Consider the following 10,771-nt stretch of genomic DNA (forward strand, 5'->3'; position numbering starts at 1 on the left):
CCTTGGTGAGGCCTCATACATAGATGCAGCCGGCATTCGGGGATGAAAAAAGCGGTTGACGAAGGGGGCGAGTCCATACATAGGCTGGGATGCAATCCCAGCATTGCCATCCACACATATAACGCGATGCTGGGATTGCCATCCCAGCCTACGAACTACGGCAGACGCCTCAGATCGCGACGCAACAATGAAACGCGAATAGTAGGTTGCTAAGAAAGTCTTTGTTGTTGCCTTATGGTCGTCATTCCCGCGAAAGCGGGAATGACGACCGCGCGGCAAGGCGAACTTCAAGGCACATAACAAGAACGCCTTCTCCCCGAAGGAAGAAGGCGCCAACTTGCTACCACCACGTTGTCAAATCACTTCATCGGCGAAATCGTGTTGCTCGACTGCGACACGTTCGTTGCCGTGCTTGCGACCGTGATATCGCGCGGATCCCAACCTTCCGTAAAGATCGACTCGTTGTGCTGGTAGAACCACAGATCGTAGTTCCACTCGATGGTGTTGCCCGTGATTTGCACGTTGTTGGTGGTGCTGGAGATGCTCACGCCGAATAGATAGTTCTGGCTGAGGTTGCTGTTGGTGATCACCACGCCATTCGGGCCGCCCGTGTACACACCAAAGCCCTGGTTGTTCATGGCAGTGACGTTGTTCAACGTCAGATCCGACACATTGTTGTGAACTTCCAGACCATTGCCGACGTTGTTCGACAGCGTGGTGGCTTCCAAGCGCACCTGCTGTACGGTGCCCTGCGTCTGCGGCTCGATATCGATGCCCGCCTGCGGAGAAATCCCGTTGGAGCCGGTGAAGCTGCCGTTCACCACGTAGACCTGCGTAGCCGGCGCAATCGTCAGACCCTGACGGCGATTGTTGTTGGACTTAACGTTATTCAGCGTCACGCTGTACGAGAGCACCGCCGTGCTGCCCGAACCGGTTGCGCCGACCAGTATGCCGTCACCCCAGGAATTGGAAAGCGAGATGTCGTGTACGTAGACGTCGGTTGCGCCAGAGATATTGATGCAGTAACCCCATTGGCCGTACGTGCCCTGGTGCTGCGTACGCTCACCGACGACGTTGCCGCCGGCGATCTCGACGTTGTTCACGTTCCACGCTTTGATCACCCAGTAGCGATCGGAGCTGTTTGGAATCGCCTTCAGATATGCCGCGCTATCCATCGACAGGCGCACGTGCGAACGCAGATTGATGGCCTTGAGCGCATTGATCATGTAGTTGCCGGCCGGCACCGAGATGGTGCCGCCGGAAGACGGCAAGGCATTGATGGCAGCCTGGAACGCGGCGGTATCGTCCGTCACGCCGTTGCCCGTGGCGCCAAAGTTCATGACATTGAGAACGGTGGAGCCGATCGTCACGGTCGGTGTCGGATTCCACCAGTTGGTTGCGGACGCCGGCAGCGCCACGGCGGAAAGTGCCACCGATGCAGCGATGGCCATCAAGAGCTTGTTGCGTGCCACAAAGTTAAATTTGCATTTTTTAAACATAAAGCCCCCCTGCACGCCTTTCGGCGTCGAACTACTTTTCACGTGGAAAACCCCGTTTATTTGTCAACAGCGGCGCTAAGATGCGTCATTCACTCGTGAAACCGCAAATGTGAAATGATGTTTTTGTTCGCAAAAAATGAAATCTGCGTGCACGCGACCTGTTGACGACGTGAAGAATTTGCTCGCGGGTGCGGTTTATGTGAAGGGGCAAGGCAGGGGCGGCGCGGCGCCGAGCACCCGTGATTTCAGGCTATTGCGCCGCCGCCGAAGCACTCAATTCAGCCTCAACGACCTCTTTGACGCACATTTTGGCGAGCCCCAGCACCAGGCCGAGGTTTATCTCGTGCTTGGCCATAATCGAAAGAATCAGCGCGCTCTTGCTGCCAGTCACCTTGCAAAGAACGAGCTTGTGCCCCTCTCCCTCGATCAACAAATAGCTGAGCGTATCCGCGGCAATTTCCCGCAACACGCTATTGGAAAGTGCCACCAACGAACTGCTCATGGCAGCGAACTTGTTGATCGATAGCGTCGATCTGCATCGCTCGGCGTAAGACCGTCCATCGCGCAGTGCAAACATGGCAGCCTCAATACCATCGCAACGGCGCAACAATGTGTCCAGCGCACGGTGACATTGCTGCTGAGTGAGTAATACGCTGCTCATGCCGTCCTTCCCATCTTGACGTGATCAAATCCAAATTCGAGCAGGGTCAGCAATACTTCAAAGACCTGCACGACATCTTCGCGACGTCTTGCATCCAGCGTCATCACCGGCGCCACCAAGCCATGGGCATGCAGTTCCTGCTGACAACGAAGACCCAAGGCATGGGAAGATCCATCGCTTTTGTTGATCGCCACCACGATGGGAATGGCCTTCAAATCATCGCGATAGGTTTCGAGCGTTTCCGAAAGTCCGTCAATCGCATCCTCGCTGCTCGCGTCCACCAGCAGAATCGCCCCAAACAATCCAGTGCGAACCACCTCGAACATGTAGCTGAAGCGCGATTGCCCCGGCAGCCCGTACAAGAGCAACCGCCCGTTGTCGCCGTCCAGGCGAAGCTCGCCATAATCAAGCGCGACGGTCGTGGTGTCCTTCATCGCCATCAAATCGTCCGTGCATGGCACGTCGGTCGAAATAGGTGGGACCTCACTCAATGACGCAATGCACGTCGTCTTGCCGGAACCCGGGGCGCCCATAAACACAATCTTGTAAATCTCGTTCATCGAGCGAGCCCGAATTTTTCCAGGAAGCGAGAGGCCAGCGCGGACCATTTTTGTTTCAAGCTGGAGCCGGCTGCTACGCCTGCAGGCGTGCAAGCCAACCGCTCCACTAGCTGAGCAGCCAATAACCGCTCAATGCATGCTTCGACATACTTGGCGGGTAGCCCGGTGCGCTCGGCGATCTGCGCGATCGAGTGCGTTTCCCGCGCAATGCACGCCAGGACGCGCCACCAAGGCTTTGGCCATTTCGCAAAATCAAGTGGCCATCCGCGCAAGCGAAACCCCCAGTGACCACCCTGGTGAGGTCGGTCGTCACTTTCACTACCTTTCAGCTGTTTCGTCACGTCGCTCAGCACAGCGAGCACTTCATGCGGGCGCAGTGGACGATGGATGGTTCCTTTCGGATGTTGCTTGGGGCGCAACGCGCATCGCACAACCCTGGATGCAACATCCAGGGTTGTGGCGGCGTCATCAGGATTGTCCACGTTGACAAAGCAAACGTCGAAGGGCCCCGCGTCGCTCACCACCCATGGATGCCCGAGATAGGGCTTCAGCAAACCAAGAATGGATCGAAGCGCCCCCTTCTCTTCGATACCGAAGTTCGGGCAAGCGATGCTCAGAGGTCGCGTTTGGACGTCCATAACAATCCGACTACGACGTCAATTAGACCGTCGTCTCCAAGGCGGTCATGCTGATACGCGAACGCGCCAGCACCATGCCGATGTTGGCCGATATGCGCGTGACGAACACCGCCACATGGTCCGGGTTCTTCTTGGAGCGCAGGAAGACGTGGATCAGGTTGGTGCTGAACACCACGATCTCATTGAAGTAATGCGAGCCAGCCGCGCGGTTGGTGATGCCGCGGGACTTGTCGAACAGGCGCTCGATTTCCGTCACATTCTTGCCCTGGAACAGATCGCCCGTCGCGGCGGCAACCAAGTCGAGGATTTCGCCAGGATGCGAGTCCACGGTCTTCACGCCGAGCAGGAACCCGCTCGCCATGTCCACGTAACCCACTGCCACGCAATCGGGAATATCGCCTTGCGCTGCCGCCAAAGCTTTATCTAGTGACATTACATTTTCCTCTGTTTTTGAATGAAATCAGTGCCACTCACTGATACGTCGAGCAAAGTCGTGCACAAAGTTCTCTTGTGCGCCTGATTGAATAGCCATGGGGCGCGCGGAACGAACTTTTTCGATCGCTCCGTCCGGATCATCCCCAAGCCAGACAAGCACGGACGCCAACACGGTCCCGGTGCGGCCCAGGCCGCCACGGCAGTGGACCGCTACACCACGACGACGGGCAATCGCCGCCTCTGCTATGCGGCAGATGTCCGAGGCTTGTCCAAAATTCGGCGGCGCCAGATCAGGAATCGGGAAGTGATAAGCCTGAAGACCGAACTCGCTAGGCTCCCTGGCGGAATAGATGCACCTTTCCTCAGTGCAAATCAGCACGTGGATGCCCTTGTCCGACAAGTGGCGAAATTGCTTCGGCGCAGCGGCCATCATGCCGGGCCGGCTCATACCGCAAAGCAATCCAGGGATCAGCCACCAAACGTCATCATCGGGGCGCGCGCTGCGTATGCGCATTGGCAGATTACAGTTCCCCGTTTCGACGTAAATACGACCTGCTTGCGTACCCGGGTTCGAGAAGAATTGCCGACTGTCGTTGCACTCTTGAACCGTGCCGCCGGCCAGCAGCACGGTTTGCCCACCCGCTTCCAGACAATCAAGTCGGTTGTGCGTAGCGACCACGACACATGCGTTGTTCGCCAAGGTCTTGATCCGTTGACGAACCACCATGGCCATGCCGTCTTCGAGGCCTGCGGTCGGCTCGTCCAGCAGATAGATGTCAGCGGGCTCATGCAGCTGTCGCATGACCGCGAAATAACGGCGAATCGCGCGTGGCCACGTCTCGACCTGCGCAGTTATCAGCACGCTCGCATCGCCGTGACCGGCATTGCGCAGCCACAAATCCAGGACGTCAAATGGAATAGACGTCTGGCCGTCCATCTTGGCATTCTGTTCAAGCTTGACGATCGCTACGGGTGCGGACGACAAAGGCAAGCCCTGCCATGAAATCCACCCACTCACCCACAACCCACTGTTCTGACCAGCCATCGCATGCAACAGCGAAGACTTGCCCGATCCACCACCGCCAACCAGGAACAGCAAACCAGGATCATCCACACTCAACGTGATCTGGTGCAGTACGGCTTGATCTGCGTGCCGAACTTCGACTTGATTTACGACCAACAAGGCCTTCTCTCCAGGCTGCTGGTGTTCTTCGAATCACCAGTGAAGCAACGGCCTCCGTCAAATCATGTCGTAGCAGGTATAAGTTGAGTAGGTTTGGTCAGGCCCAGTTTGAAGTCAAAAAAGGACACCACACATCCATACTGTCCCGTTTGGATAGCTCGTTTAAGCGCGCAGGTAGTGATGGATTTATGCGTTTGTTGAGCTGGCGAGCCGCCAGCGTAGGCCGGAATTGCATTCCAGCCTACAAAGCGTCGTACGCAGAACTACTGCCGTTTGCAGGAGCGATCACGGCTTACTAAAGCCCAGGTGCAACGTAATCTTGTCACCCGTCTTCAAATCAGCGACCGACGCTGGCGGAAAGTGCAGCTTGAGGCTCATGCCCTCGGCGTCCGCCTCCACGATGCCGGTCTTCGTATCCACCGACGTGACCGTGGCCGGCATCCGATGCATACCTTGCACGCCGTGATGCATCTGCATCATTTCGCCTTTGCCTTGCATCCCGCCCATTGCCCCCGATGGCGGGGTAGAAGAGCTGCTGACTGGAGCGTATTGCGCCATGCTGGTCCCGCACACGACAAACGCACCGAGCATGGTCATCAGTAGCTTGGAATGGATATTCATGGCGACCTCCAGGTTGTTGGAAAACATCAGCCAAAGCATGCACATTGGCGAGTCATAAGAACGTCATCTCAAGCTCACCTTCATGACGTGCCACACCTTGCACATAACGTTCGCACCCCTACGACGAAAACCTCAGGTTTGGACTCGCCATGGCGATTTTCAGAAATCAGACAGAAGCAGGCCTCTCCCCCGCCCCACGAAGATTGGTGACTTTCCCCAGCAGTCCAAACCAGAACGGCGCACCAAAGAGCGAAGAACTGGCGGTAATCACCCAACCTGGAATCATGTAGACCAGTTCCATGAAACGACCAGGCGGTCCGCCCCATCCAATTGGTAACTGATCGAGCATCGACAAGCTATCGTGAACATTCGCGCCTGGCGGTGGAACAGGCAGGTGCAACATACCGGTGGCAGACATTGCCCACAGCTTCGTCAACACGTGACTGGCATCGATGTTGAAGGCAACTGTCAGTGCAAGCGCAATGACAAACGCCCAAAATTGGGCCTGCCGCTTGTACGCACCAGAGATTCTTTCCATGGCAGAGTCGAACCATTGAGCGATCTGCTGTTCGAACGCTGCCGCGTTGCCTGCCGCATGGTCGTACATACTGCAAAGGCAGGTGCGAATCTGCGCATCTGAAATACCTTCGAGCACAGGCCGCAAGTTGGCGAACGCCACCTGCCCCTTTTGCAGGGTATCCACCATGGCGCGTGCGAAGTCCAATGGCTTGATGTAAGACGGCGCCATTCGCATGGAAAGCTTATCGACGCTTGTCGCACAACCATCACTACGAGGATTGACGAGTGCATGGTTGTAGATATCCAGCACCAATAGATGACCGTTCAAAAGCTGCTTGACGCCTACCAGCAGCGTTCTGGCACGTAGCCGGAACACAGAGGCCACAGCCTCCTGGACACTGCTAGCAATCAGCGCAACCGAGCCGAAGCAAACGATCATGCCTACGGCAACTTCAAGAACCGTGCTACCGAACATAGATCCCCTCCTTGAATTCCCCTTCCTGCTAGCAGGCCGTAGGTTGGTATTTGCCCCCCCAACCTACGCGCTTACCCAGGCCAGATCATAGAGCCTTGCTCAGGGATACGGTACTTTGCCTCAACACCCGCTCATCCCTTGAGATGGTTGCAGAGAGCCATCCATCAGCCTCGCACGTGCTGCATGTGCGTCGCATGGCGGTCACGGGGGTCAAATCGGCCGAGAGGGATAGAAGGCCATGAAAGGGTCATGCATATTTAGGCGCACAGCCCTCTGAGCACCAGACAGTCTGCCAAGATTTACCGTCTTCCTTCTTCACATGAATCTGCGCGGCCTTGCCCGCACTGATGCGGTACTCCGCCATCTGCAGGGCGTGAGCCATGGCAGAAGCCAAGTCACCATGTACAGCCAGGCAGCGCGAAGCCGGCTTGGCGTAAATCAACCAGTTCGCATGTTCGATCGAAGCGAATTGGGCAAGCACGATATGGAAATCAACGACATCGTCGAACACCACCACAACCTATTCCCAAGCTGTCACCAAATGGCATTGTTGCGGGCCGCGCCATTGCCGTATTGACCCGGATCAATAGGCCGCAAGCGTCTCGCCGAGTTGACCTGGCTCAAGATGCCGTTGATGCGACGCGAACATCCTTTATCCCACCGCATGTCTGTTCGATCCTCCCAACGCTTGCTTCCGGGGGCACCATGTTCAAGCAGATCCTTCTTCCCACCGATGGCTCGGAATTGTCATTGAGGGCAGTCCGGCTAGGCGTTGACCTGGCCAAGGCTTGCGGCGCCAGTGTGATTGCACTGCACGCGATACCGCCGGCGCAAACCATCGCCTACGTCGCCGAAATGATGGCGGCGATGCAGTTCGATTACGCCAAGGAAGCCGCTCGCTTGGCCGAGCGTTACCTGGAAGATGCCCACGCCATCGCCTCCGAGGCGGGCGTGCCGTTTGACCGCGTGCTGCTGTTTGGTGAACAGCCTTACCAGGCCATCCTGAAGACCGCGACGGAACGCGCATGCGATCTCATCGTTATGGCTTCACACAGTTGGGAAGGTCTGGCACGCCTGTTGATGGGCAGCGAAGTGCACAAGGTCATGCTGAAGTCGCCGGTACCTGTGCTGGTCTGCCGTTGATCAACCCCAAATGCATACATGGCAATCTTGGGATTGTGGAACATGGTGCTGATTGAGGCGATTTAACGCAGCGGATACGTGCTGCAATGCACTAGCCCGAGGCGTATCCTTCGGCCAAAGTCGCAGTACTGTGCGCATACAGGGACCGATGTTCGGATGGCCATATCTTCCAGCCCCACTCCTTCCTCTCCCGGGCAGGCGCACATTCTGGTGGTCGATGACGACGCGGAAATCGCAAAGATCCTCAGCCGCTATTTCGGTTCGCATGGCTTCCGGGTCAGTACGTCTGGAGACGGGGCGCAGATGCGCCGCGTGATCGAGAGCGAGCCGGTCGACCTGGTGATGCTTGACCTGGGGCTGCCCGGTGAAGATGGCTTAAGCCTCACACGCCACTTGCGGGAGCACTGGCATGGCCCGGTGATCATCGTGACTGGCCGCGGCGAATCGGTGGATCGCGTGGTGGGACTAGAGTTGGGGGCGGATGATTACGTCACCAAACCGTTCGACCTGCGCGAACTGCTGGCGCGTGTGCGCAGCGTGCTGCGCCGTGTCTCGCCAGCGCCAGCCAAGATGGCTGCATCGATAGAATCGAAACGGTTCACGTTCGACGATTACGTGCTCGATGCATCCTCGCACAGCCTGTTTGGTCCGCAGGGCGAATCCATTGCGCTGACCAGCGGCGAGTTTGCACTGCTGCGCATATTCGTGGAACACGCCAGCCAGGTGCTTACTCGCGACCAGCTGATGACGCATATCCATGGCCGTGACGCCGGGCCGTTCGATCGCTCGATCGACGTGCAGATTGGCCGCCTGCGCCGCAAGATCGAAGCCGATCCAGCCAATCCGCAGCGCATCAAGTCGATACGCGGCGTGGGCTACTTGTTCTCGCCGAACGTGCTCCGCTTATGAGCGAGGACATGTTCTCCAAGCAGGCACCCGACGCCAGCCTGTTCCGTTCGCTGTTCGAAACCGCGCCGGATGCGATGATCGTGGTGGATATACGCGGCACGATCGTGCTGGCCAATTCCCACGCTGAGGATCTGTTCGGCTATGGCAACGGCGCACTCACCGGTATGCCAGTGGAAATGCTGCTGCCGACTGCCGTGCGGCAAGCGCATATCGCACATCGTACGCATTACATGTCCAACCCACGCGTGCGCCCGATGGGTGCAGGTTACGAACTGACCGGGGTGCGTGCCGACGGACAATCGTTTCCGGTGGAAATCGGCTTGAGCCCGGTAGAGGCATCTGTCGGCACACTCTATGCCGCGTCGATACGCGATATCTCCGAAACGCAACGCGCGCGCCAGGCCTTGGAGCGCGCACGCTTCGACGCTGCAGCGGCGCAGATCAGTCGGCGCTTGCTGGAAGCCACGCACGATGAGAAAGCCATCGGCGAGGTGCCAGACCTCATCACGGCCACACTCGGCATTCCGGCAGCCGCGATCATGCTGATCGATCCGCACAACCTCAGCATGCGCGTACCTGCATCTATTGGGCTATCAGAACAAGCGCTGTCCAGTGTGCCGGGCCATGTCGAACTGCAGGCGATGGCAAGCCATGCCGCCGGCAAAGCGGATGCACAAGACACCACGATAGCCAGCCTTCGCGATGTCTGCCCCGCCCTCGCCAACGACTTCGCCGATGCCGCCATCGTGCCACTGCTTGATCGACGCGGGCCTATGGGACTGCTGCTCGGGCTCTCGCACGAACACGGCAGCTTCGATCGCGATCGGCTGCAATTCCTGCAATCCGTGGCGAACATTTTGGCCGCGGCTATCCAGCGCGGGCGTAGCGAAGAACAATTGGCGCATGCGCAACGGCTGGATGCGCTGGGCCAGCTCACCGGCGGCATTGCGCACGATTTCAACAATCTGCTCACCGTTATCTCGGGCAACCTGCAGCTGCTGGAAGCTGATGCGCCCGAAGATCCCGCTACGCGCGAAACGCTGGAAAGTGCCTCGCGCGCCGTCGATCGCGGCGCCGCGCTCACACGCAAATTGCTTGCGTTCTCGCGGCGCCAACATCTGTTGCCGCGCGCCGTGCGTACCGTGCAACTGCTAGCCGATCTCAGCGACATGCTGGGCCGTACGCTCGGTGAGCGCATCACTGTAACCGCCGAATGCACCAACGATGTACCGGCTGTATACGCCGACCCAGGCGAACTCGAAGCGGCGCTGCTCAATCTTGCCTTGAATGCACGCGATGCCATGCCGCGCGGCGGCAGGCTTTCCATCACGGCCCGCGCGCACCATGTGCCAAACAGTGAGTCTGATACGCGGCTGGCACCAGGTTCATACGTGATGTTCGCCGTGACCGACACGGGTGCCGGTATGCGGCCGGAGATTCTTGCGCACGTACTGGAACCATTTTTCACCACCAAAGGCCCCGGCAAAGGCAGCGGCTTGGGTCTTAGCATGGTGTACGGCTTCGTGAAGCAATCCGGCGGGCACATGAACATCGACAGCCAAGTGGACCGAGGTACGCGCGTGGAGCTGTATTTGCCGGTGGCTGTCGCTGCGTCGGACGATGAACCGCAGACATCGTTGTCCCGCAAAGGCCACGAAACCGTGCTGGTGGTGGAGGACGAGGCAGAAGTGCGGCGTGTTGCCATGGCCTTTTTGCGCACGCTCGGCTATGTGCCGTACGAAGCTGCCGACGCGGCAACTGCACTGGAACTGCTATCGACGCAGACGAACATCGATCTGCTCTTCACTGACGTCGTACTAGGCGGCGATATGACCGGCTTCGAGCTGGCCGCGAAGGCACGCGAACAACATCCGCATCTGCCGGTGCTATTCACATCCGGCTATGAATATGCCTCGCTGGATATCGATCCGCATGCCTTCGGCAAATTCGAACTGCTGCGCAAACCGTATCGGCGAGAGCAGTTGGGCGGGGCAATACGCAGGGTGCTGGATCGGGAAGGTACGTAACGCGTAATTACATGGACTCGCCCCCGCGCTAAATAAGGCCTCATGGGCCAGCGGTGGAGAGTAAAACTATCCACCGTTCTGTAACGAGCGAGGGCGAGTCC

At 58.0% G+C, this 10,771-nt stretch carries 12 protein-coding genes; 3 read left to right on the top strand and 9 right to left on the bottom strand.

Going from position 1 to position 10,771, the window contains the following annotated elements; translation table 11 throughout:
* Positions 1 to 359 precede the first annotated feature (359 nt).
* The 9 genes from QQJ86_RS14730 to QQJ86_RS14770 form a co-directional block, all read right to left on the bottom strand.
* Positions 360 to 1,451, bottom strand: coding sequence for a right-handed parallel beta-helix repeat-containing protein (locus QQJ86_RS14730; protein WP_284321727.1), 1,092 nt, complete (start codon positions 1,449 to 1,451; stop codon positions 360 to 362).
* A 298-nt stretch (positions 1,452 to 1,749) separates the two neighbouring features.
* Positions 1,750 to 2,160 carry a roadblock/LC7 domain-containing protein gene (locus QQJ86_RS14735; protein WP_284321728.1) on the bottom strand — a complete coding sequence of 137 codons (411 nt, stop codon included), beginning with the start codon at positions 2,158 to 2,160 and terminating at the stop codon, positions 1,750 to 1,752.
* Entirely contained in the window at positions 2,157 to 2,600 is a 444-nt protein-coding gene (locus QQJ86_RS14740; RefSeq protein ID WP_284321729.1) for an ATP/GTP-binding protein, read from the bottom strand. The genes QQJ86_RS14735 and QQJ86_RS14740 overlap by 4 nt, the downstream gene beginning before the upstream one ends.
* A 116-nt stretch (positions 2,601 to 2,716) precedes the next feature.
* The gene (locus QQJ86_RS14745) at positions 2,717 to 3,358 is read right to left on the bottom strand and encodes a MarR family transcriptional regulator (RefSeq protein WP_284321730.1); all 642 of its coding nucleotides are present in this window, start codon (positions 3,356 to 3,358) and stop codon (positions 2,717 to 2,719) included.
* Positions 3,359 to 3,380: 22 nt separating this feature from the next.
* Positions 3,381 to 3,791: a hypothetical protein gene (locus tag QQJ86_RS14750; protein WP_284321731.1), complete on the bottom strand. Its 411-nt coding sequence runs from the start codon at positions 3,789 to 3,791 to the stop codon at positions 3,381 to 3,383.
* Between the two features lie 27 nt (positions 3,792 to 3,818).
* Positions 3,819 to 4,976: a phosphatase domain-containing putative toxin gene (locus tag QQJ86_RS14755; RefSeq protein WP_284321732.1), complete on the bottom strand. Its 1,158-nt coding sequence runs from the start codon at positions 4,974 to 4,976 to the stop codon at positions 3,819 to 3,821.
* A gap of 285 nt (positions 4,977 to 5,261) precedes the next feature.
* A complete protein-coding gene (locus tag QQJ86_RS14760) occupies positions 5,262 to 5,597 on the bottom strand; it encodes a hypothetical protein (RefSeq protein WP_284321734.1) in 336 nt (111 codons plus the stop codon).
* A 166-nt stretch (positions 5,598 to 5,763) separates the two neighbouring features.
* Positions 5,764 to 6,591 carry a hypothetical protein gene (locus tag QQJ86_RS14765; RefSeq protein ID WP_284321735.1) on the bottom strand — a complete coding sequence of 276 codons (828 nt, stop codon included), beginning with the start codon at positions 6,589 to 6,591 and terminating at the stop codon, positions 5,764 to 5,766.
* 247 nt (positions 6,592 to 6,838) lie between these two features.
* Positions 6,839 to 7,108: a hypothetical protein gene (locus QQJ86_RS14770; protein WP_284321736.1), complete on the bottom strand. Its 270-nt coding sequence runs from the start codon at positions 7,106 to 7,108 to the stop codon at positions 6,839 to 6,841.
* 188 nt (positions 7,109 to 7,296) lie between these two features.
* Here QQJ86_RS14770 and QQJ86_RS14775 point away from each other — a divergent pair, with 188 nt between their 5' ends.
* From QQJ86_RS14775 to QQJ86_RS14785, 3 genes are all read left to right on the top strand, one after another.
* A complete protein-coding gene (locus QQJ86_RS14775; protein ID WP_284321737.1) occupies positions 7,297 to 7,734 on the top strand; it encodes a universal stress protein in 438 nt (145 codons plus the stop codon).
* A gap of 156 nt (positions 7,735 to 7,890) precedes the next feature.
* Positions 7,891 to 8,643: a response regulator gene (locus QQJ86_RS14780; RefSeq protein WP_284321738.1), complete on the top strand. Its 753-nt coding sequence runs from the start codon at positions 7,891 to 7,893 to the stop codon at positions 8,641 to 8,643.
* An 8-nt stretch (positions 8,644 to 8,651) separates the two neighbouring features.
* The gene (locus tag QQJ86_RS14785) at positions 8,652 to 10,670 is read left to right on the top strand and encodes a PAS domain S-box protein (RefSeq protein WP_284321739.1); all 2,019 of its coding nucleotides are present in this window, start codon (positions 8,652 to 8,654) and stop codon (positions 10,668 to 10,670) included.
* Positions 10,671 to 10,771: the final 101 nt, after the last annotated feature.

The organism is Dyella acidisoli, from assembly GCF_030160295.1.
Classification (GTDB): Bacteria; Pseudomonadota; Gammaproteobacteria; order Xanthomonadales; family Rhodanobacteraceae; genus Dyella_B; species Dyella_B acidisoli.